The 20,827-nt window shown below is 66.3% G+C and carries 21 protein-coding genes; 10 read left to right on the top strand and 11 right to left on the bottom strand.

Annotated features, from left to right (window positions below):
* Positions 1-18: 18 nt before the first annotated feature.
* The 6 genes from J0I99_RS16830 (at position 19) to J0I99_RS16805 (ending at position 5,518) form a co-directional block, all read left to right on the top strand.
* Complete coding sequence (locus J0I99_RS16830; protein WP_291398702.1) at positions 19-843, top strand: S49 family peptidase; 825 nt, start codon at positions 19-21, stop codon at positions 841-843.
* Positions 844-846: 3 nt separating this feature from the next.
* Entirely contained in the window at positions 847-1,056 is a 210-nt protein-coding gene (locus tag J0I99_RS16825; protein WP_291393450.1) for a hypothetical protein, read from the top strand.
* Between the two features lie 136 nt (positions 1,057-1,192).
* Positions 1,193-1,429, top strand: a complete 237-nt coding sequence (locus J0I99_RS16820) for a hypothetical protein (RefSeq protein ID WP_291393448.1) — start codon at positions 1,193-1,195, stop codon at positions 1,427-1,429.
* An 88-nt stretch (positions 1,430-1,517) separates the two neighbouring features.
* The gene (locus tag J0I99_RS16815; protein ID WP_291398701.1) at positions 1,518-2,510 is read left to right on the top strand and encodes a LuxR family transcriptional regulator; all 993 of its coding nucleotides are present in this window, start codon (positions 1,518-1,520) and stop codon (positions 2,508-2,510) included.
* Positions 2,511-2,588: 78 nt separating this feature from the next.
* Positions 2,589-3,515 carry a glycine--tRNA ligase subunit alpha gene (locus tag J0I99_RS16810; protein ID WP_291398700.1) on the top strand — a complete coding sequence of 309 codons (927 nt, stop codon included), beginning with the start codon at positions 2,589-2,591 and terminating at the stop codon, positions 3,513-3,515.
* A 2-nt stretch (positions 3,516-3,517) separates the two neighbouring features.
* Positions 3,518-5,518 (top strand): tetratricopeptide repeat protein, encoded by a 2,001-nt coding sequence (locus J0I99_RS16805; protein ID WP_291398699.1) that lies wholly within the window; start codon positions 3,518-3,520, stop codon positions 5,516-5,518.
* A gap of 253 nt (positions 5,519-5,771) precedes the next feature.
* Here J0I99_RS16805 and J0I99_RS16800 read toward each other — a convergent pair whose 3' ends face one another.
* From J0I99_RS16800 to ispH, 5 genes are all read right to left on the bottom strand, one after another.
* Complete coding sequence (locus tag J0I99_RS16800; protein ID WP_291398698.1) at positions 5,772-6,548, bottom strand: hypothetical protein; 777 nt, start codon at positions 6,546-6,548, stop codon at positions 5,772-5,774.
* Between the two features lie 132 nt (positions 6,549-6,680).
* Complete coding sequence (locus J0I99_RS16795) at positions 6,681-7,007, bottom strand: hypothetical protein (protein WP_291398697.1); 327 nt, start codon at positions 7,005-7,007, stop codon at positions 6,681-6,683.
* A 60-nt stretch (positions 7,008-7,067) separates the two neighbouring features.
* Complete coding sequence (rnhA, locus tag J0I99_RS16790) at positions 7,068-7,538, bottom strand: ribonuclease HI (protein ID WP_291398696.1); 471 nt, start codon at positions 7,536-7,538, stop codon at positions 7,068-7,070.
* Entirely contained in the window at positions 7,535-8,062 is a 528-nt protein-coding gene (locus J0I99_RS16785; RefSeq protein ID WP_291398695.1) for a GNAT family N-acetyltransferase, read from the bottom strand. The genes rnhA and J0I99_RS16785 overlap by 4 nt, the downstream gene beginning before the upstream one ends.
* On the bottom strand, positions 8,059-9,033 hold the full coding sequence (ispH, locus tag J0I99_RS16780) for a 4-hydroxy-3-methylbut-2-enyl diphosphate reductase (RefSeq protein ID WP_291398694.1): 975 nt from the start codon (positions 9,031-9,033) through the stop codon (positions 8,059-8,061). The genes J0I99_RS16785 and ispH overlap by 4 nt, the downstream gene beginning before the upstream one ends.
* Before the next feature lie 156 nt (positions 9,034-9,189).
* Here ispH and J0I99_RS16775 point away from each other — a divergent pair, with 156 nt between their 5' ends.
* Both J0I99_RS16775 and J0I99_RS16770 read left to right on the top strand, forming a co-directional pair.
* Complete coding sequence (locus tag J0I99_RS16775) at positions 9,190-11,430, top strand: putative PEP-binding protein (RefSeq protein ID WP_291398693.1); 2,241 nt, start codon at positions 9,190-9,192, stop codon at positions 11,428-11,430.
* Between the two features lie 355 nt (positions 11,431-11,785).
* Positions 11,786-12,814, top strand: a complete 1,029-nt coding sequence (locus tag J0I99_RS16770) for a cell wall hydrolase (RefSeq protein WP_291398692.1) — start codon at positions 11,786-11,788, stop codon at positions 12,812-12,814.
* Between the two features lie 263 nt (positions 12,815-13,077).
* Here J0I99_RS16770 and J0I99_RS16765 read toward each other — a convergent pair whose 3' ends face one another.
* The 6 genes from J0I99_RS16765 to J0I99_RS16740 all read right to left on the bottom strand — a co-directional run bounded on the left by J0I99_RS16765 (position 13,078) and on the right by J0I99_RS16740 (position 19,357).
* The gene (locus J0I99_RS16765) at positions 13,078-13,680 is read right to left on the bottom strand and encodes an NAD(P)H-dependent oxidoreductase (RefSeq protein ID WP_291393429.1); all 603 of its coding nucleotides are present in this window, start codon (positions 13,678-13,680) and stop codon (positions 13,078-13,080) included.
* Positions 13,677-15,086: an FAD-binding oxidoreductase gene (locus tag J0I99_RS16760; RefSeq protein ID WP_291398691.1), complete on the bottom strand. Its 1,410-nt coding sequence runs from the start codon at positions 15,084-15,086 to the stop codon at positions 13,677-13,679. Before J0I99_RS16760 ends, J0I99_RS16765 begins: the two co-directional genes overlap by 4 nt.
* A 3-nt stretch (positions 15,087-15,089) precedes the next feature.
* Entirely contained in the window at positions 15,090-16,406 is a 1,317-nt protein-coding gene (locus tag J0I99_RS16755; protein WP_291398690.1) for a cytosine deaminase, read from the bottom strand.
* Positions 16,407-16,585: 179 nt separating this feature from the next.
* Positions 16,586-17,458 carry an ABC transporter permease gene (locus J0I99_RS16750; protein ID WP_291398689.1) on the bottom strand — a complete coding sequence of 291 codons (873 nt, stop codon included), beginning with the start codon at positions 17,456-17,458 and terminating at the stop codon, positions 16,586-16,588.
* Entirely contained in the window at positions 17,458-18,222 is a 765-nt protein-coding gene (locus tag J0I99_RS16745; RefSeq protein WP_291393458.1) for an ABC transporter ATP-binding protein, read from the bottom strand. Before J0I99_RS16745 ends, J0I99_RS16750 begins: the two co-directional genes overlap by 1 nt.
* A gap of 130 nt (positions 18,223-18,352) precedes the next feature.
* Positions 18,353-19,357, bottom strand: coding sequence for an ABC transporter substrate-binding protein (locus J0I99_RS16740; RefSeq protein ID WP_291398688.1), 1,005 nt, complete (start codon positions 19,355-19,357; stop codon positions 18,353-18,355).
* Between the two features lie 229 nt (positions 19,358-19,586).
* Between J0I99_RS16740 and J0I99_RS16735 the strand changes: the two genes are divergently transcribed.
* Positions 19,587-19,976 carry a Rid family hydrolase gene (locus tag J0I99_RS16735; RefSeq protein WP_291398687.1) on the top strand — a complete coding sequence of 130 codons (390 nt, stop codon included), beginning with the start codon at positions 19,587-19,589 and terminating at the stop codon, positions 19,974-19,976.
* A gap of 17 nt (positions 19,977-19,993) precedes the next feature.
* A complete protein-coding gene (locus J0I99_RS16730; protein ID WP_291393925.1) occupies positions 19,994-20,788 on the top strand; it encodes a creatininase family protein in 795 nt (264 codons plus the stop codon).
* The last annotated feature ends 39 nt before the right edge of the window (positions 20,789-20,827 follow it).

The raw sequence follows: 20,827 nt of genomic DNA, 5'->3' as shown, positions 1-20,827 counted from the left end.
TCAAGCGAGGAACGATCCATGGGGCTGCGGTCCTGGTTGAAGCGCAGGATGGGGCAGGGCGGCCCGCTGATCCCGGTGGTGCGCCTGCATGGCGTCATCGCCGCCGACCAGCGCCCCGGCCGGCTCAACATCGAGATGGCCGCGCCGCTGCTGAAGCGCGCCTTCGCGCTCAAGTCCGCGCCGGCGGTCGCCATCGTCATCAACTCGCCCGGCGGCTCGGCGGTACAGTCGCGGCTGATCTCAAAGCGCATCCGCGACCTCGCCGACGAGACTGGCAAGAAGGTGCTGGTCTTCGTCGAGGACGCGGCCGCCTCGGGTGGCTATTTCATCGCCACCGCCGGCGACGAGATCATCGCCGACCCATCCTCGATCGTAGGTTCGATCGGCGTGATCTTTGCCGGCTTCGGCTTCGTCGAGGCGCTCAAGAAGGTCGGCGTCGATCGTCGCGTCCATACCTCGGGCCGCAACAAGTCGACCATGGATCCCTTCCTCCCCGAAAAGGCGGAAGATGTCGCGCGCATCAAGGCGATGGAGGCCGACGTGCACCAGGTGTTCATCGACTGGGTGAAGGGCCGGCGCGGCGATCGCCTAAAGGGCGGCGACGACTTGCTGTTCACCGGTGAGTTCTGGAGCGGCGTGAAGGGCCTCGAACTCGGCCTCGTCGACGGCCTTGGCGACATGCACGAGGTGCTGCGCACCCGCTACGGCGACAAGCTCGAACTGGTGGCGATCGCACCCAGGCGCGGGCTGCTGGCCATGCCGCGGCTGGGCTTTGCCGCGCTTGCCGGCGACATCGCCGCGCAGGTCGAGGACCGCGCCACGTGGTCGCGCCTGGGGCTCTGATCGATGACCGCGCTGATTATTCGCCTGCTGATCTTCGTTGCGATCTTCGTCGCCATCGCCTGGGGCGTGCGCAGGATCTGGCGCGACTGGCATGGCGCCTTCAAGGCCGAGGACAAGCTGCGCCACGAGCGTGACCTGCGCGAGCGCGCCCAGCCGGGCGTCGTCACGCTGAAGCGCGACAAGGACGGCAAGTTCAGGCCGCCGGGGGATTGAGTATCCAGGCGCTGTTGAAGTACGCGCGAGTAGAGCGCGTGTCCCCCGATGGCATGACATCGGCCTGTCCTTCGATTGACTGACAATGCAGCGCGCCTGGCGGTGCCAGACTGTCCCGCAATGCTGGGAGGCAGTCATGCGCGATGTCGCTTTGGATTACCCTTACCGGTCCACCCCTGTCGAACGGCGCCGCGCGCGCAGGCTCTACCTGCTGCTGCGCTACCTCAGGCGGCGGCGCGCACGGCGCCGGCTGATTCGCCAGGTCCTCAACGAGACACGCGATCCGCGCGTACTCGCCGACGTGGGCGTGGCACCGCCCGGTCGCAGCGTGCTCGAGCGCTGGCCGACCGCACTGATGGTTCTGCATCACTAGCCGGGCGAACCGTTGACCGGCTCGGGCGTGCCACCTACGCTTCGCGTACGGTTCCAGCGCCGGATCGCCTGTCGGGAGGGAGCGGTCGGTGGGCAACGAGGACGACATCGCGGCGATCACCGCCTTGATCCACCGCAACCGCATTGCGATCTGGATGCGGGATTTCGAAACGTGGTCGAGCTGCTTCGTGCACGAGCCCTATCTGGTGCGGTGGGGCTGGTGGGCGCTCGGGGGAGTATTCGTCCGGCACGGCTGGGCCGATATCTCGGCGCGTCTGCGCCGCGAAATGGCAGAACGCCCCGAGCCGCAGCCTCGGATGGCCCATGAAACGCAGGTGGCAAAGCTCAATCTCCGCATCCACGGCGACATGGCCTGGGCCACTTTCGAGCAGCACTATCCCGGAGGCCCCGTCTGGGGCAGCAAGCGCGGTCCCAGCCTTGCCTACGAGGCGCGGGTTTTCGAGCGTCATGGGGGCGAATGGAAGATCGCGGTGCTCTTCCTCCTCGATGGCGGCTACCCGGATGACGGCGTGCTGAGGCTAAGGCTCGATGCTGAAGGACGCGTGCTTTCCACCGGACCCGAACTCGAGCAGGTGCTTCAGGATGACGACCTGACCATCCGCAACGGCCGGCTGCGCGTGCGCGACAGTCGGACGGACAGCAAGCTCCAGGCGGCCATCCGCTGGGCCGCAGGACAGGATTCCACCTACATGCCCTTCACCGGTGCCGTGCCGGTCGTGATGGACGCGGGCGAAGGCCTCGCCACCAAGGTCTGGTGGGTGTCATGCGAGGCTGGGCAGTTGCACTTCGCCCTCGGCGACGCCCGTTCCACCGAGTCCCGGCTGCAGACGGCGGCGTTGATCTACGGGCTGTCTCCGGCGCAGCACCGCGTGGCGGCGCTGGTCGCTGACGGGCTAAGCCTCAGCGAAGTCGCAGGGCGACTGAAGATAACCCCGAACACGGCGCGCACCCATCTCCAGCGCATCTTCGACAAGACCGGCGTTCATAGCCAGTCGGCGCTGGTGCGCGTACTGCTCAGCGCCATCGCGCCCGTGCACACGCAGCATTTCGGCTCGCTCTGACCGTCCGTCACGGAGGTTGACCGTCCTCGTGGCGCCAACTACGTTCCGCCCGCCAATCGAGCCTGGACTTGAACGCCGATGAACCCCGCCTTGCCCGCCCACATGGACCCGCGGAACTCGTTCCAGGGCCTGATCCTGACGCTGCAGCGCTATTGGGCGGAGCAGGGTTGCGTGATCCTGCAGCCCTACGACATGCAGATGGGCGCGGGCACGTTCCATACCGCGACGACGCTGCGTGCGCTTGGCCCCAGGCCATGGAAGGCCGCCTATGTGCAGCCGTCGCGCCGTCCCAAGGATGGGCGCTATGGCGAGAACCCGAACCGGCTGCAGCACTACTACCAGTTCCAGGTGATCCTGAAGCCATCGCCCGACAACATCCAGGACCTCTACCTGCAATCGCTCGATGAGATCGGACTCAACCGCAAGCTGCACGACATCCGCTTCGTCGAGGACGACTGGGAGAGCCCGACGCTGGGCGCCTGGGGCCTGGGCTGGGAATGCTGGTGCGACGGCATGGAAGTGAGCCAGTTCACCTACTTCCAGCAGGTCGCCGGCTTCGAGACAATGCCGGTGCCGGGCGAGATCACCTACGGGCTCGAGCGGCTGGCCATGTATGTGCAGGGCGTCGAGAACGTCTATGACCTCAACTTCAACGGCCGCGAGGGCGAGGACAAGGTCACCTATGGCGACGTGTTCCTGCAGAACGAGCAGGAGTTCTCGAAGTACAATTTCGAGGCCGCCAATACCGAGATGCTGTTCCGCCACTTCAAGGATGCCGAGGACGAGTGCCGCGCCATTCTCAGGAAGGGGGCGGAGGGCAGTCGCCAGACCATGGCCGTGCCGGCCTATGAGCAGGTCGTGAAGGCCAGCCACACTTTCAACCTGCTCGACGCGCGTGGCGTGATCTCGGTGCAGGAGCGCCAGAGCTACATCCTGCGCATTCGCGACCTCGCCAAGGAGTGCGGCGCCGCCTGGCTGCAGACCGAAGGCGGCGGGGCGGCCTAGGATTGTCGGCTTCCGACAGTATCCGCCCCCTCCTTGAGCAGGCCCTCGCGCTCCTGCAGAAGGGCAGCGCTGCGGATGCCTACGAGCTCCTCGCCCAGGCGCTGGCGCAGGCGCCCACGGATTTCGATGCCCTGAACCTCGCCGGGGTGGCCGCAACACGTAGCGGCCGGGCTGAAGTGGCCGTGGACCTGCTGGAGCGCGCAACTGCCGAGCGGCCAACGCATTTTGGTGCTCAGAACAACCTGGGTATCGCCCTACGCGCCGCGGGGCACGCCGGCCTCGCCGCCGAGGCGTACCGCCGCGCCATTGCTCTTGAGCCGCGGTATGCAGCAGCCCGCACCAACCTGGGCGCGGCCTTGTGTGACCTTCATCAGTACGACGAGGCGGTGGAGAGCTTCGACGCATCCCTGGTGGCAAGACCAGACCATGCCGAGACCCTGGTTCTGAAGGCGAGGGCGCTGCGTCGCTTGCACAGGCATTCGGAGGCGCTGGATGCTGCGGACCAAGCTCTCGTCGTGTCCCCCGCGTCCGCGGAAGTTCATGTCACCAGGGGCGATGTCCTGCGCAGCCTCGGCCAGCATGGCGCAGCGTTAGCCATGTACCGCCGGGCCCTTGAACTTGCACCCCGCGACGCGACCATTCCCGGCCTCATCGCCTACTACCAGTTGCGGCTTTGCGACTGGACCGGCCTAGTGGAACGGCGCAAGGCCCTGCTGGAGCGGGCGCGTGCAGGCGAGGCCGCGCTGATCCCCTTCGCCGGCCTGTTGCTGTTCAACGACGCCCAAGCGCAATTAACGCTTGCTCGAGCGACCAGCAGCCGTTTCCTTTCCGCTCCCCCGGCAGTTCAGTCACCCCGTCGCGGCGACAAACTGCATATCGGCTACTTCTGCGCCGATCTGCGAAACCATCCTACGGTCCACCTGATTGCAGAGTTGTTCGACTTCCATGATCGGGATCGTTTCGAAATCACGGCGTTCGCATTTCCCGTCGGCAAGGTGGACCAATACACCGAGCAGGTGCGCGCGAGCGTGGACAGTTACGTCGACATTGGAGAGATGTCCGATGCGGACGCAGCCCAGCTTGCACGCGACATGTCGCTGGACATCGCGATCGACCTGATGGGACATACCAAAGGCGCCCGCACAGGCATCTTTTCCCGCCGGGCAGCGCCCATCCAGGTTAACTACCTTGCCTATCCGGGTACGATGGGCGCGTCGTTCATCGACTACCTAATCGCCGATCGCACAATCATTCCTCCTGACGCGACTTCCGCCTACTCGGAGAGGATCGTCTGGATGCCGGACTACTATGCGCCGCGGGATACGCGGATCGAGGTGCCCACTGGTCGTATCGGACGCAGCGACGAGAGCCTGCCCGACGACGCAATTGTCTACTGCTCGTTCAACCAGACGTCCAAGATCATGCCCGAGACGTTCGGCGACTGGATGTCGATCCTGAGCCAGGTCGAGCGCGGGGTCCTATGGCTCCTCGACGGAGGCGAGGGCGCTGTAGAAAACTTGCGGCGCGCGGCGGCGGAAGCCGGCGTCGATCCTGACCGCCTGATCTTTGCGCAGCGTCGATCCCTGGCAGAGCATCTGGAGCGCCTCCGCCTCGCCGACCTTTGCCTCGATACCCTGCCCTATAACGCGCACACGACCGCGAGCGACGCGCTGTACGTGGGCGTGCCGATCCTCACCATGCCGGGAGAGACGTTTGCCAGCAGGGTGTGTGCCAGCATCGTCACTGCGGCCGGCATGCCCGAGCTGGTCGCGATCGACCGGGTCGACTACATCCGGCGTGCCGCGGCTCTTGGGAGCGATCCTGCGCAGTTGTCCACCCTGCGCGAGCGGCTTGCCAGGCAACTTGCCGGGGCCCGGCTGTTTGACATGAAACGCTACGCCCGCGCGTTCGAGGCTGCGCTCTCCGCGATGCACGACCGGTACCTGCATGGGTTGGCCCCGGATCATATCGCCGTGAACGATGACATGTTGTCCCAACGCTGACGGAGATCCGTCGTTTGCGATGAATGGTCTGGTCAGCGGTCAAGCGCAACAGGGTTCGGCCGGAGCTCTCCGCCATGCTGCCTGTTGAGGCGTCCTCACGCTGCCGGTCTTTGCCTTGTTCAGGGGTGCGCCGGACGAGCCCAGTATCCAACCGCCAAACGTTGCCTGCTGGCCGCGCTGTGAAAACTAGGCTGGTGGAGCTGATGATGCACGCAGTCATCGCCCGCCGCCGCCAGGGCGACGGGCCGAAGGCTCAGGCCGTGGCCGAGGCTGCCGGGATGGCACGGCCCTCGACATAGTGGCCATAGAGCGTGGTCAGGATGCTGACGCCGACGAGCATCTTCACCCAGCCGGTGGCAAGCGTCCAAAGCAGCGCCAGGAAGCCGCCGATCGGACCGCCCAGGGTCAGCACCACGGCCGGGATGTCGATGACGAAGGCAGCGACGGCCGACAGGACGGCGAGGATGATGATCGGGACGTTGGCGTTCCTGGTCGACTCCCAGGCCTGCCCCAGCGTGATCGGCTTGCCGATGGCAATCGCGGGCAGGATGGGAGCCAGCCGGTAGCACACGATCAGCAGGGCCGCGAGGCCGACAATGCCGGTGATCGCGGCGCCCACGACGCCGAGCAGCGGGACGGCGATGACGCCGATCACGGCCGACACCACGAACGACAGCACGATGCCGATCAAGCCGATGAGCAGCGAATAGCCGAGGTAGGAGAGCATGCGGCCCTGGTTGAACTCGGGAAACTGCCCGGCGGGCATCTCGAGCAGCAGGATGTAGCGATGCCAGGCTACCGCGATCCAGACGAAGGCGACGATGGCGAGGATGGTCGTGATCAGCGTCAGCGGGGCGGCCGCAAACATGGCGGCGGAGAGCTGTTCCGGCTGAGACGACACCGGGAAGAACAGGCCGATGATCAGGCTCGGTGCGGCATAGATGAGGTAGAGCAGGCCGGTGATCTTCAGGGCATTACGCCAGTCGGCGAGCACCAGCCGCACGGAATGAACAAACAGATCGACGCCCACGGATATTCCCCAAGTTGTTCGTTGTACGGGTAAAAACAGCGTGCGAGGCTAGCGGAGACGCAAGAGTCGGGAAAGCTTTGGCGCGCGAAATAGTGTGTATGTCGAGCGAGCGCGATCCGCGTCGCGGCCGCTTCAGCTGCAGGTCACGCCCTGGCCTGCCGGTCCCGTGAACTTGAACACTGTCTTGCAGGCGTCGTCCGTCCCGAACACGCCCGTCAACTGCATTTGCCTGAGCGGCCCGGAGAGCGGGTTCACGTCCGTGCCCGCCGAGGCGACCTGGCCGCTGGCACTGACCCCGTTCGTGTCCTTGAACGAATAGTCGCCGGCGACGAACAGGGTCAGTTCGCCGAGCGGCGCGCCGTCCGCGACCGTGCATGCATACACGCCCGGCGGCGGGAACTGCGCCAGAGCGGGGGTGGCGAACAGTGCGATGGCAGTGGCGAGCAAGGAACTGCGCATGCAGAGATTGTCGGGCCGCCGGAAGCCGGGCGCAAGCTCGGGGCAGTCACAAGCCGCTGATCAGACCGGCGGGACCAGTTCGTCCTTGCGGCCCTTGCGCTTGAACGGGGCCATGCCCTCGTTGGCCAGTTGGTCGGCGCGCTCGTTCATCTCGTCGCCATTGTGGCCCTTGACCCAGTGCCAGTTGATCTTGTGGCGCTGCGTTGCGGCATCCAGTGCCTGCCAGAGCTCGACGTTCTTGACCGGCTTCTTGTCCGCGGTGCGCCAGCCGTTCTTCTTCCAGCCGTGTATCCACTTCGTCAGCCCGTCCTTGACGTAGTTGCTGTCGGTGTGGAGTTCGACTTCGCAGGGACGCTTGAGCGCCGTCAGCGCCTCGATGGCGGCGGTCAGCTCCATCTGGTTGTTGGTGGTGAGCGGTGCGCCGCCCTTGAGCTCCTTGACCGTGGCGCCATGCTGCAGCACTGCGCCCCAGCCGCCCGGGCCGGGATTGCCGGAACACGCACCGTCAGTGTGGATGACGACCGCGCTCACGCCGCCACGGGCCGATCGTAGCGGTACCACTCACAATAGTGGCCGTGGTCGTTGTCGCCGGTATGGGTATAGACGCCACCCAGCTTGCGGAGCACCTTCAGCGAGTTCTCGTTGCGCACGTCGGCGATGCCGATGAAGTGGGCCCGGTCCGTGGCGCGCCAGTACCAGTCGCGCAGTGCGCTCGCCGCCTCGAACACGTAGCCGTTGCCCCAGAACTCGGGGTAGAGCGAATAGCCGATCTCGGGCGTGTCGTCGGGGCCGTAGACGCCGAAGCCACAACGGCCGACGAGCGCGCCGTCCGACTTGCGGGTGACGCGCAGCTTGCCCATCTGCTGGCGCTCGAACAGTTCGATCCAGTGGGCGAGGGCGTTGGCCATCTCCTCCTTCGTCCACGGCCTGCCATGTTCGGTGAGGTAACGGGCCACGGTCGGGTCGCCATGCAGGCGATAGAGGTCGTCGATCTGGTCGGGCCGCCAGCCGGAAAGCACCAGCCGCTCGGTTTCGAGAAGGGTCAGGTCGGTCATGCGGCCGGCGTGGCTCCGCTAGGCACGCGCAATTCGCGCGGCAGGTTGAAGACGATCCGCTCACGCTGCTCGCCGCTGGCGGAAACGGAGATGTCGAAGCGGCGGGCGAAAGCCTCGATCACTTCGTCGACCAGCGCCTCGGGAGCCGAGGCGCCGGCCGTGATACCGAGGCTGCGGATGCCCTCGAACCGGCTCCAGTCGATCTTGTCGGCGCGCTCGACCAGCGAGGCGTTGGCGCAGCCCGACCGACGCGCCACCTCGACCAGGCGGACGGAATTGGACGATTCGGGCGCACCGACAACGATCATCGCATCGACGGACGGCGCGACGCGCTTCACCGCTTCCTGCCGGTTGGTGGTGGCATAGCAGATGTCCTCCTTGTGCGGCAGGCTGATGGCCGGGAAGCGCCGGCGCAGCACCTCGACAATGGCGGAGGTATCGTCGACGCTGAGCGTGGTCTGCGTCACATAGGCAAGCTTTTCAGGATTGCGCGGCGTGAAGGACTCAGCGTCCGCGACGGTCTGGATCAGGGTAATGGCCCCGTCGGGCAACTGGCCCATGGTGCCGATGACCTCGACATGGCCGGCATGGCCGATGAGCACGATCTCCCGGCCTTCGGTGAAGTGCCGGTTCGCCTCGATATGAACCTTGCTCACCAGCGGGCAGGTGGCGTCGAGGAAGAACATGTTGCGGGCGCGGGCGCCTTCCGGCACCGACTTGGGCACGCCATGCGCCGAAAACACCACCGGCGCCTCGGTGTCCGGGATCTCCTCGAGCTCTTCGACGAAGACCGCGCCCTTCTGCCTCAGCCCGTCGACCACGTACTTGTTGTGCACGATCGCGTGCCGCACATAGACCGGCGCGCCATAGCGCTCCAGCGCCAGCTCGACGATCTGGATGGCGCGATCGACGCCAGCGCAGAATCCGCGCGGCGCGCACAGCGTTATGTCCAAGTGCGGCCTTGTTTCCATACGAGAGCAGATGCTTTCAACGCCGGTGCAAGTCAAGTGCGGCGGCCGGGCGCGGGCCTGCGGCCAAACGATCGCAACGCGCCCGTTGCAGCGCAATGCACTGAGCGGCAATATGATTCGTGATCTTGGTTGGAAGGTGTCCCGGTGACCCTCGCTATGGAAATGTTCGCAATCGCGCCCGCGACGGGCAAGGCGAACCTTTCCGTCGGGCAGGAGACGTTGCTGGTGGGCAAGGCGCTGTGGCTGCGACGGGCCTTCGCGTCGGGGCTCGCGGTGGCGCCGACCATCGTCATCAGCCGGGCCGCGTGGAACGCGCTGCAGGAGGAACGCAAGGGCGGCGACGACCGGCTGCGCATCCACTGGGTGGCGACGTTGTTCAGGTTGGTCGGTCGCGACGGCCGGCCGCCACCACTGGTGGTACGCACCTCGAGTGCGGCGCATGTCCCAGGACTGATGCCGGCGCGACCGGGGCTGAGCCCACCCTCGAGCGAAACCGAGTCGGTCGATCCCGGCAGGCCGCTCGCCCGCGCGATCGCGGATGCCTTCGCCTCCTATGCCGCCTTCGACCCGCGCCCCGAACGGCAGATCGTCATCGTCCAGGCCATGGCCAACGGCCACATTCGCCAATTCCTGACTCGAGACGCGCAAACCGGCGCGCTCGGCCCGGCCCAGGCCAACGGCTCGCCATTCGGCCCCCTGCCTGCGTCGGCCGCGCGGTTCGTCGAGACGCTCGACAGCGCGGCGGGCCAGCACCTTTCCTGCACCGTCTCGATCGAAGGCGAGACCATCCGCCTGCTCTCCGCCCGCGTCACGCCGGCTTCCGCCGCCGCCGAACTCGAGGCGGCCGTCGATCGCGTCGCCAGGAAGCACTGGTCGGAGCGCGAGGCCGTGACCCATATCGAGCCGGCGCGGCTGCAGCAGATGCTGCATCCGCGCCTGCGCTCGCCGGAAACCGCCACGATCCTGGCCACAGGGCTGGGCGTCTCGCCCGGCGCGGCCAGCGGCGTCATCGTCTTCAACGCCGAGGATGCGGCGCGCATGAAGGCGCGCGGACGGCACTGCATCCTCGTCGTCACCGAGACGGGGCCGACGGACATCGAGGGGATGAAGGCGGCAACCGGCATCCTCACCGCGCGCGGCGGCATGACCAGCCATGCCGGCGTGGTCGCGCGCATCACCGGCAAGCCCTGCGTCGCGGGCGTGCGCACCCTCAGCGTCAACCAGGCCGAACTGACCTGCAAGATCGGCACGCGCGAGTTTCGCCAGGGCGACCGCATTACCATCGACGGCACCGACGGCTCGGTCTATCTCGGCGCCCTGCCGCTGGCCCAGCCCCATATCGGCGGCGCCATGGGCAAGCTCCTCGGCTGGTCGGATGCGTCGCGCCAAGTCAGCGTCCGGGCCAATGCCGAGACGGTCGAGGCGGTGGCGACCGCCAAGAGCTTCGGCGCCGAAGGTATCGGGCTGGCGCGTTCCGAGCACATGTTCTTCTCACGCGAGCGCCTCGTCGCACTGCGCCGGCTCATCCTGTCAGAGGATGCCGATGACCGTGCCCAGGCGCTGACCGGACTCGTCGAGTACCAGACGGTCGATTACTCCGAGATATTCACCGCCATGAGGGGCCTGCCGGTGACGGTGCGCCTGTTCGATCCACCGCTGCATGAGTTCCTGCCGCGCAGCGACGAGGACATCGAGGAGACGGCGCAGTCGCTCGGGCTCGAGGTGCGGGCGCTGAAGCTGCGGCTCGATCGTATCGCCGAGACCAATCCGATGCTCGGCCACCGCGGCGTGCGCCTCGCCATTACTTATCCCGAAATCCTCAAGATGCAGATCGAGGCGCTGTGCGCCGGCGTGCGCGAGGCCTCGACCCGGCAGTCCGAACCGGTGACGCTGGAGGTGATGGTGCCGTTCGTCTCGACGGTCTCCGAAGTGGTTGAGGTCAAGCGCCAGACCTATGCCATCGTCGAGCAGGCCAAGCTCCCGCCTGCCGCGCGCGAGCGCTTCAGCTTCGGCACCATGATCGAGCTGCCGCGGGCCTGCCTGAGGGCAGGGGAGATCGCCGAGCATGTCGACTTCTTCTCCTTCGGCACCAACGACCTGACGCAGACCACCTACGGCATTTCGCGCGACGACGCGCCGGCGTTCCTGTCGGCCTACCAGCGCAAGGGCCTGTACGACTTCGATCCGTTCGTCACGCTCGACCAGAAGGGCGTGGGCGAGATGATCACCATGGCGATCGAACGCGGCCGGCGAGCCAACCCGAGCCTCAAGATCGGCATCTGCGGGGAGCATGCGGGTGACCCGGAGTCGCTGTCGTTCTTCGCTCGGCTGGCGATCGATTATGTGAGTTGCAGTCCATACCGCGTGCCGGTCGCGCGGCTGACGCTGGCGCAGTAGGGCGACCGGCCGCCACCCGTGTCGGTCAGTGCAACGTGTCATCCCCGCGAAAGCGGGGATCTCCGTTCCTGGCAGGCACCTCAGAACAGAGGTTCCCGCTTTCGCGGGAATGACCCTGTGGTTGTGGAAAAGGCCGGGGCCACTCCGCTCAGCATTAAGTCAATCTCATTGCCCCAATTCGTCCCGACATCGCCCCGACCCGGCCATGTCCGGCCCCTTCCCGCGCCAAGATCGGGCTGTTTACCAGCGGCTAACCCTAAACCCGCATTATCTCGACGTCCGGCATTTGCGTCACAGTTTAATTGAAGTGCCGGCGCGTCGTGTTGCGTACCCGCGTGGATAGTAAAGCGTACTGATGGCCCACTACCGGACCACCCCCGTGCACCGGGCTCGCCATGAGCTCGCCGTGCTGAAGGCCTGTGCGGGCTTCGCGCTCGCGGCTTTCGCCATTGCCGGCCTGACCGGCGCCGCCCACGCGCCGGACCTCGGCTCGCGCGAGGCCTACGAGGCTACTCTCACCAAACCAACGATCACCCGGTCTGGTTCCGACGTCATCATCACCGGATCGATCGACAACATCTTCCTGTCCGAGAGCTTCGTCGGCACCAATCGGGCGCTGAAGCAGGACCGCGACCGTCCTGAAGTGGCGCTGGCCGAGGTCACGCGCAGCTTCGAGGGTATCCGCGCCCAGATCGCTGCGCTCCGCAACAAGGACAAGCCGGCCGGTGTTGCTCCCGTTGCGACGGCGGCCGCCGAGCTCTCCGTCACCACGACCCCACCCTCGATGCCGGTCGCCGTCGCCTCGATCGATCCGGCGCTGACGACGCCTGCGCTCGACGCCATCGAGGGCCTGGCCGGCAGCGGCGTGCCCACCCCGCTCACCATGTCGGACAAGCTCGCCTATGCGCGCGCCGACCTGCCGGCCACGGTGTTCGACGGTCCGTTGATGGACAAGAAGGGCAAGAAGGTCTCCGACAAGGAGCTCTGGTGCATGGCCACCGCCATCTATTTCGAGGCGCGCGGCGAGAGCTATCGCGGCCAGGTCGCGGTGGGGCAGGTGGTGATGAACCGCGTCGCCCACCGGCTCTATCCCGATACGATCTGCGGCGTGGTGTTCCAGAACCAGAACAAGCGCAACGCCTGCCAATTCTCCTTTGCCTGCGACGGGATACCGGAGCGCGTAACCGAGCAGAAGTCCTGGGACCAGGCCATGCAGATCGCCAAGGACGTGATCGCCGGCAAGGAGTACCTGACCGAGGTCGGCTACGCGACCCACTACCATGCCACCTACGTCTATCCGCACTGGGCGCCGCGCATGAAGAAGGTCACCAAGATCGGCATGCACGTCTTCTACCAGTTCAAGCGCGGCTGGAAGTTCGGCTGATCAGCGCAGGGATACTGACCGTCGGATCCGGCGATTCTGAACGGCTCATTGACGGGGGATGAACGGCCCCTGAAACCACCACGCACTCGATGTCATCCCCGCGAAAGCGGGGATCTTCGTTTTTGGCGGCCGTCGCGAACAGAGGTTCCCGCTTTCGCGGGAATGACCCGGTGGGGGTGGCGATAGTCTTGCGCTCGTGGCCGCCCCCTCCACCGGCTTCGCCGGTCCCCCTCCCCCGCCCCGCGGGGGAGGACAAGGAGGGATCAGAACTTCGCCATCTTGCGCTTCACCTTGTCGATGAAGCCGGTGAGGCCGGCCTCGCTCTGGTTGTTCATGTCGTAGAGCGCGAGGTAGGTCGGGGGCAGCAGCGTGCCGAACGTGGCCCAGGCCCAGCGCATGGCGAGGCGGCGGGGCGGGTCGCCCATGATCCAGGTCCGAAAACGGTCGCCGCCGTAGGTGGTGACGTAGGCGACCTTCCTGATGTTCTTCATTCCCGGCACCAGCTTGCCCTTGTCGGGGGCATCGCCGCCCTCGAGCACGAAGCTGACGCCGGGCAGGAAGATGCGGTCGAAGAACCCCTTGAGGATGGCAGGATAGCCGTAGTTCCACACCGGGTGGACAAACACGATCTTGTCGCAGGCGCGCAGCCGGTCGACATAGGGCTTGGTCAGCGGCGTCAGGTTCCCCGGCACGTCGTGATACTCCAGCCGCTCGGCGCGGCTCATCACGGCCTGGAAGTCCTCGTCGTAGAGGTTCAGGGCGTCGACCTCGTCGCCCTTGCCCCTGAGAGCCTCGCAGACGGCATTGAACAGCGCGCGGTTATAGCTGGTCTCGACCGGGTGGGCGTGAACGACGAGAACCTTCATTCCGCCGCGCCACCCAGGGTGTAGAGGCCGGTGAACAGCCAGGTGCGTCCCGACTCGAAGTCGAAATCCGGATCATCCCAGGCCACCATCTTGCCCGGGTTGAGGATGCCCTTGGGATCGGCTTCCTTCTTGAAGGCGAGCTGCGCCCGGTCGGTCCGCTTCATGCCGCCCTCCTCGAGCGTGTAGCGATGCGGGTTGAAGACGAGGCAGCCGTTCTCCTCGTGCAGCCGGATGATCTCCTCGAGGCGCTCCTCGGAGCTGTAGCGCACCACCGGCAGGCCGGAGAACACGACACGACCATCGAAGCGGGTCATCTCGATATGCATCGGCATCTCGTCGCCGAACGTGTCGATGGCCCACTTCACATGCGCCAGGTCCGGATACTGGGTCTGGAGGTAGGTGATGGTCGGGTCGATCTTCAGGCCGCGCAGCGTGGTGTGGTTCCACGCGAGCTCGTAGATCGGCGGGAGCTTGGCCCTTTCCTCCGACGTCAGCGTGTCAGCCCGATACAGCAGGTCGCCTTCGTGGAAGCCGACGAAATCGACCATGGCCGGAACCGCCGCGGGCGCCACCATCAGCAGCACGACCGACTGCTCGCGGTTGCGGATGTAGGGGCGGTGGCGATTGAAGTAGTCGTAGGCCATGGGTGCGGCGACCGGCGAGATTTCCTTGCACAGCAGCCCGTCCTGCAGCGCCACCTGCTCGGCGAAGGCACAGGCCTCGAGGATCGAGTCGAAGCCGACCATCATGTCGACCCAGTCGTAATGCGCGGTCAGCGGCATCTCGGCTTCGACGATGATGCCGTTGGTGCCGTAGGCATGCGCGACCTTGAGGATGTCCGGGCCCTTGAGGTCGAGGACGCGCGGCTCGGCCTCGCAGGTGACGACCTTGAGCCCGAGGATGTTGCCGAAATTGCGCAGCCCGCCCCAGCGGATGGAGCCCACGCCGCCCGACCCGCCGGCGATGAAGCCGCCCAGCGAGGCCATGCGGTAGGTCGAGGGGTGGAAGCGCAGCTCTCCGTTGACGGCGTGGATCGTCTGCTCGTCGAGCTGCTCGAGCACGATGCCGGCCTCGGCGCGGACCCGGTCCTGCTCGATCCTGATCACCTTGTCGAGGTTCATCAGGTTCAGTATCGCGCCGCCCGAGAGCGGCATGGCCTGGCCGTAATTGCCGGTGCCGGCGCCGCGCGGGGTCACCGGCACTTCGTACCTGAACGCCTCGCGCAGCACGGTGACCACTTCGTCGATGCTGCGCGGCGAGACGACGATCTGGGCGGTCACGCCCTCGAGCTGCTGCTTCAGCCGCGGCGAGTACCAGTAATGGTCGCGGCTCTTCTGCTGCACGATGCGGGGGTTGTCTTCGACCGGAATGTCGCCGATCGCGGCGCGGAAGCCAGTGATGTCCATCAGTTACTCCATCAGGTCGTCGAGTTCGCGATAGTCGGGAAGCGTGGTGTCGATGGCGCGGCCCGACCTGAGGACGATCCTGTCCATCTGCGGCCGCGCGTTGAGTTCCGTCCAGGTGCGGGCGCGGAACAGCACGAGGTCGGCCGGCGCCCCGGGCTCAATCACCGCCCTGTACCTGAAGCCGGCATGCGCGGCGGGCGCCGAGCCGACGGCGCGCACCCAGTCCCAGGCCTGGTCCTGCGGATGGTCGAAATGGAGGATGCGCGCGCCTTCGCGCAGCACTTCCACCCCGTCGAGGTCGCCATAGGCATAGAACGGGTCGCGCGTATTGTCCGACGCGATGGCCACCACGGCGCCGGCGGCCTTGAACTCGTTGAGCAGGGTGACGCCGCGCCGGCGGGGCGTGCGCACGTCGCCGTTCCCGTTCTCGCGGTCCTGCAGGTAGATGTTGCACATCGGCAGCGACACGATGGCGATGCCGGCCTCGACCGCCTTGTCGATCGTGGTCCGGACCGTGCGCTCGTCCTGCACGGTGAGCACGCAGCAGTGCCCCGCCATGACCTTGCCCTTATAGCCGGTCTCGAGCACGGCTTCGGCGAGGTGGAGCAGGGCGTGCGCGGCGGGATCGTCGGTCTCGTCGGTGTGCAGGTCGAGGTCGAGCCCGAGCTCGCCGGCCTTCTCGACCACGCGCAGCATCGCCTCCTTCGAGCGATCGTAGGCGGCGACGGAGCCGCCCAGGATGCCGCCCGAGGCCTTCACCTGCCGCGCCACGGCATCGAGTTCGGCCGGGTTCACAAGCGTGTCGGGGCCGACGATGGAGACGGCCTGCAGCTCGATCCGGTCGGCCCATCGCTCCCGCATCTGTTCGAACAGGGCCCAGCTGATCTCGTGCTGCGGCGGGGCGCTGTCGAGATGCGTGCGGATGGCGGCGGTGCCATGCGCGAAGGCGCAGCGCAGCGCGAAATCGAAGCGCCGCTCGATGTCGGAGGCAGCCCAGAGCCGTTCGCGATCGTTGGCGACGGCGAGCAGGGCGCCCAGCCAGGTGCCGTCCGGATTCTCCTTGCGCGGCCAGATCTGGCCCTTGTCGAGATGGGTGTGGATATCGACGAAGGCCGGCAGCACCAGCCCCTGGTCCATGTCGTGCGATGCGCCGGCAACGGGCGCGGAACCGGTGGGACGGGTGGCGGCGATGCGGCCATCGACGATCTCGATGTCGACCGCCTCGAGCGCGCCGTCGCCGATCCTGCCCATGGCGGCCGCCGGCACGCGGGCATTGCGCAGCGTGACGCTGCCGGTGGAGAGGGCGGGTGTGCCGTGCATTTAGGGGTGCCTACCGTTGGCGCGGTGGCCGAAACCCCTCATCCGGCGCTGCGCGCCACCTTCTCCCCGACGGGGAGAAGAACAGGGCGCCGGCCGCGCTGTCGGCGTTCCTCTCCCCGTCGGGGAGAGGGTGGATCGCGCGAAGCGCGAGACGGGTGAGGGGTGAGCCACGGCGCCCATCAGTTCTCCCGTTTGATCGCGCTCTCGTGCCAGCGGTGCAGGCCGAGCCAGGCGATGAAGGAGGTAAGGCCGAAGATGGCGATGCCGGTGCCGGTGAGGAGCAGCAGGGCTGCGAACAGGCGCGGAATGTTGAGCCGGTACTGCGATTCGAGCAGCCGGAAGGCGAGGCCGGAGCCCTGGCCGGCGGTGCCGGCGGCAAACTCGGCGACCACTGCCGCGATCAGCGCCAGCCCGCCGGCGATCCTGAGCCCCGCCATGAAGTAGGGCAGCGAGGCCGGCAGCTTGAGATAGAGCAGCGTCTGCCAGCGCGAGGCGCCGTAGAGATCGTAGAGGTTGAGCAGGTTGTGATCGACGCTCTTCAGCCCCGCCACCATGTTGCTCAGGATCGGGAAGAAGGCGACGAGGAACGCGATGATCAGCAGCACCGCCTGCGTGTCGGGCACATAGATCAGCAGCAGCGGGGCAATGGCGATGACCGGTGTCACCTGCAGGATGACAGCGTAGGGGAACAGCGCCAGCTCGATCCATTTGCTCTGGACGAGGATGATGGCCATGGCCACACCGCCGACCAGCGCGAGGATCAGTGCGGTGAAGGTGATGCGCAGCGTCACCAGCAGGGCCGGAAGAAGCGTCGGCCAGTCGTTCCACAGCGACAGTACGACGTCATAGGGCGCGGGCAGGATGTATTTCGGGATGTTGTTCAGCACCACCGCCAGGTGCCAGGCGATGACGGCCGCCACCAGCATCGATACCGGCACGACGATGCGCAGCACCTTCTCGGTGCCGGACGTGCGCGGCCGCAGGATCGCGACGGCGCTGTCGGTGCCGGCTTCGTCGGCGCTGCCGGGTCCGTTGTGAACGATCTCGCTCATCAGTGCGTCCCCCCGCCGGCGTGGATGGCTTCGTGCAGGGCGTGCGACACCTTCTCGGTGGTGGCGCGATACTCCTCGGACGTGCGGTACTCGGAGTCCCGGTCGCCGGTGTGCTGCAGCGACAGGTCGCTGAACACCTGTCCCGGCCGCGCGCGCATCACCACGATGCGGCTCGACAGGTAGGCGCTCTCGAACACCGAGTGGGTGACGAAGATGACGGTGACGCCGGTCTGCTTCCACAGCCGTAGCACGTCGTCGTTGAGCTTCTGGCGCGTGATCTCGTCGAGCGCCGCGAAGGGCTCGTCCATCAGCAGCAGCTTGGGCTTGGTGACGAGCGCCCGGGCGATCGAGACGCGCATCTTCATGCCGCCCGACAGTTCGCGCGGATAGGCGCCGGCGAAGTCGGCGAGCCCGACCGAGGCCAGCGATTCCATGATGCGCGGGCGGGCCGCCGTCTTGTTCATGCCCTCGAGCCGGAGCGGCAGGTGGACGTTGCCGAACACGGTCTGCCACGGCATCAGCGTCGGTTCCTGGAAAACGAAGCCGACATCGCCTTCCGGCAGACCCCTCGAATTGATCTTCGAGGTGGGCCAGGCGATCGATCCGGAACTGGGTGCGCCCAGGCCCGCGATGATGCGCAGGGCCGTGGATTTGCCGCAGCCCGATGGGCCGAGCAGGCTCAGAAACTCGCCGCGACCGACGTCGAGCGACATGTCCTTGAGCGCCAGCGTTCCGTTGGAAAAGACCTTCGAGACGTTCCGCATGGAGACGACCGGCTGGGTCGTGGTCGGCGCGGTCCTCGGCTCGGCGAGGGTGATATCAGTCAAATGCGTAAGCCCACTTTAGGGTCGAACGGCGCGGGCGGAATTGCCCGCGCCGAGGAGGTTGCTTCTGCTACTTCACCAGCTCTTTGCCAAGGCCCTGGCAGACGAGTTCGGTGGTATAGGCCTGCGAAACGTCGATGCCGTCGGCAAACAGGCCGACGGCCTTCATCTGCTCGTAAAAGCCGTTCCAGCGCTCGGCGGTCATGCAGCCGATGCCCTTGTCGACGGCGTCGCCGGACACGACGATCCCGAGTTCCTTCATCTTGGAGACGCCGAACGCGATCTGCTCGTCCGTCATGTCCGGGTTGTCCTTCTTGATCAGCTCGTTGGCGGCGGTGTTGTCACCATAGAGGTAGTGGTACCAGCCGATGATCGAGGCCTCGACGAAGCGCTTGGCCACGTCCTTGTGCGCCTCGTACCAGGGCTTCATCACCTCGATGGTGGTCGAGTAGGGCGCGTAGCCGTTGTCGGCGAGCAGGAATTCCTGCGGCTCCCAGCCGGCCTGCTTCTTGATCTCGAGCGGCTCGGAGGTGACATAGCCCTGCTGGATCGCCATCTTGTCGGCGATGAACGGCGCCGGATTGAAGGTGTAGGGCTCGAACTTCTCGTCCTTGAACTCGGGATAAGCCGACTTCATCCAGGTGAAGTAGGAGATGAAGCCATCCTTGGACAGGATGTACTTGGAGGCGCCGGCGAGGTCGGCGAAGGTCTTGAAGCCGGCATCGGGATGGGCCAGCAGCACCTGCGGATCCTTCTGGAAGATCGAGGCGATGGTCAGCGTCGGGATGCCTTCCTTGACGGCGTCGATGGCAGTGGTCATGCCGCCCATGTAGAAATCGATCTGCCCGCCGATCAGCAGCGAGCGGTTCGCGCCCTGCGGGCCGCCCTGGCGGATGGTGACGTCGAGCCCGTACTTGGCATAGGTGCCGTCGGCCACGGCCTGGTAGAAGCCGCCGTGCTCGGCCTGGGCCAGCCAGTTGGTGCCGTAGCTCACCTTGTCCTGGGCGATGGCGCCGGTGACACCGAGTGCCAGCGTTATCACGCCCGCTCCGATGAGCTTGGTGAAGTCCTTCATCGTCAGTCTCCCTGTTGAGGTCTCCGCCGGGAATTCCCCCGCCGGCCGGTAGGCAAACTCCTGTGCCGCGCGGGCACGCCAGGCCATTGATTCCGCGCCCCCGCGCAAAAGAAAAGCCCAAAAATGCGCCCTTCTGCCAGGATGCCACCCGAATAGGCAGTGCGGTCGAAATCGGGGCTTTCATTTGGACGCGTTTGACGCTTAGCTGAGCATACACATCGGGGGTCCTGTGCATAAGCCGCTTTCGCCATCGTCGATCCACCCGCCCTTCGCGCCCTACAGTCCCGGCATCGAGGTGGCGTCGCGCTCGCGCTTCGTGTTCCTGTCGGGGCAACTGGGCATAGCCAAGGACGGGACCATTCCGCCCGACTGCGCCGGCCAGGCCGCGCTCGCCTTCGCCAACATCGAGGCGATCCTGGCCGAGGCCGCGATGAGCCTGGGGGACATCGTACGCATCAACGCCTTCGTCACCGGCCGGGAGCACCTGCAGCCCTACATGCAGGTGCGCAACAAGCTGTTTGCCGAGCCCTATCCGGCGTCGACGCTGATGATCGTCTCCGGTTTCGCCCGGCCCGAATTCGTGGTCGAGATCGAGGCTATTGCGGCCACGCCCGGCTGATTCTCCAGGGACTTTACATGGCTTACCGCAAGATCTGGTGGAACGACTTCTCCGCCTTCGAATTCCACGGCCTCGATCCGAACAAGACGATCGCAGTCTTCCCGACGGCGGCGGTCGAGCAGCACGGCCCGCATCTGCCGGTGGGTACGGACACGATCATCAACCAGGGGCACCTGGACCTGCTGGTCGAGCGCGCGCCGAGAGACATGGACATCCGCATCCTGCCGGTGCAGGCGATCGGCAAGTCCAACGAGCATATCTGGCAGACCGGCACGCTGAGCCACACGGCAACCAACCTGATCGACGCGTGGACGCAGGTCGGGCTCGAGATCGCCCGCTCGGGCATCCGGAAGGTGGTGTTCGTCAACTCGCACGGCGGGAACGTGTCGATCCTCGACATCGTGGCGCGCGAATTGCGGGTGAAGGCGGGGATGCTGGCGGTCAAGACGGGCTGGAGCCAGTACTGGCCCAAGGACATCTACTCAGACATCGAGAACCGCCACGGCATCCACGGCGGCGACAGCGAGACCTCGGTGGTGATGCACCTGAGGCCCGAACTGGTGAACCGCGACAAGCTGCAGGACTACCCCTCCGTCGCCGCGCGCGACGAGCAGGGCTACAAGTACATGCGCCCGACCGGGGCGACGAGCTACGCCTGGATCGCCAGCGACATCCACCCGCTGGGCGCTGCGGGCGACGCGCATCTCGCCACGGCAGACAAGGGTCGGATCACCGTCGAAACGGCGGTGGATGCGTTCATCGAACTGCTGCGCGAAGTGGAGCGCTATCCGCTGCCCGGGCAGGGCAGCTGACACCGGAGCGGGTGGCTCACCCCCACCCAGCTGCGCTAA

It is taken from the genome of Devosia sp., assembly GCF_017307495.1.
In the GTDB taxonomy this organism is placed as follows: Bacteria; Pseudomonadota; Alphaproteobacteria; order Rhizobiales; family Devosiaceae; genus Devosia_A.
Note: the sequence above shows the minus strand (reverse complement) of the source record. Positions and strands in the feature narration are given on the sequence as shown.

Excerpts from the sequence above, each read along its gene's own strand:
- J0I99_RS16830 (WP_291398702.1), top strand. The coding sequence starts at position 19 with ATGGGGCTGCGGTCCTGGTTGAAGCGCAGGATGGGGCAGGGCGGCCCG.
- J0I99_RS16740 (WP_291398688.1), bottom strand. The coding sequence starts at position 19,357 with ATGAAGGACTTCACCAAGCTCATCGGAGCGGGCGTGATAACGCTGGCA.
- J0I99_RS16750 (WP_291398689.1), bottom strand. The coding sequence starts at position 17,458 with ATGAGCGAGATCGTTCACAACGGACCCGGCAGCGCCGACGAAGCCGGC.
- J0I99_RS16825 (WP_291393450.1), top strand. The coding sequence starts at position 847 with ATGACCGCGCTGATTATTCGCCTGCTGATCTTCGTTGCGATCTTCGTC.
- J0I99_RS16810 (WP_291398700.1), top strand. The coding sequence starts at position 2,589 with ATGAACCCCGCCTTGCCCGCCCACATGGACCCGCGGAACTCGTTCCAG.
- J0I99_RS16745 (WP_291393458.1), bottom strand. The coding sequence starts at position 18,222 with ATGCGGAACGTCTCGAAGGTCTTTTCCAACGGAACGCTGGCGCTCAAG.
- J0I99_RS16730 (WP_291393925.1), top strand. The coding sequence starts at position 19,994 with ATGGCTTACCGCAAGATCTGGTGGAACGACTTCTCCGCCTTCGAATTC.
- J0I99_RS16760 (WP_291398691.1), bottom strand. The coding sequence starts at position 15,086 with ATGGACATCACTGGCTTCCGCGCCGCGATCGGCGACATTCCGGTCGAA.
- J0I99_RS16775 (WP_291398693.1), top strand. The coding sequence starts at position 9,190 with ATGGAAATGTTCGCAATCGCGCCCGCGACGGGCAAGGCGAACCTTTCC.
- J0I99_RS16795 (WP_291398697.1), bottom strand. The coding sequence starts at position 7,007 with ATGCGCAGTTCCTTGCTCGCCACTGCCATCGCACTGTTCGCCACCCCC.
- J0I99_RS16755 (WP_291398690.1), bottom strand. The coding sequence starts at position 16,406 with ATGCACGGCACACCCGCCCTCTCCACCGGCAGCGTCACGCTGCGCAAT.
- ispH (WP_291398694.1), bottom strand. The coding sequence starts at position 9,033 with ATGGAAACAAGGCCGCACTTGGACATAACGCTGTGCGCGCCGCGCGGA.
- J0I99_RS16770 (WP_291398692.1), top strand. The coding sequence starts at position 11,786 with ATGGCCCACTACCGGACCACCCCCGTGCACCGGGCTCGCCATGAGCTC.
- J0I99_RS16785 (WP_291398695.1), bottom strand. The coding sequence starts at position 8,062 with ATGACCGACCTGACCCTTCTCGAAACCGAGCGGCTGGTGCTTTCCGGC.
- J0I99_RS16820 (WP_291393448.1), top strand. The coding sequence starts at position 1,193 with ATGCGCGATGTCGCTTTGGATTACCCTTACCGGTCCACCCCTGTCGAA.
- J0I99_RS16765 (WP_291393429.1), bottom strand. The coding sequence starts at position 13,680 with ATGAAGGTTCTCGTCGTTCACGCCCACCCGGTCGAGACCAGCTATAAC.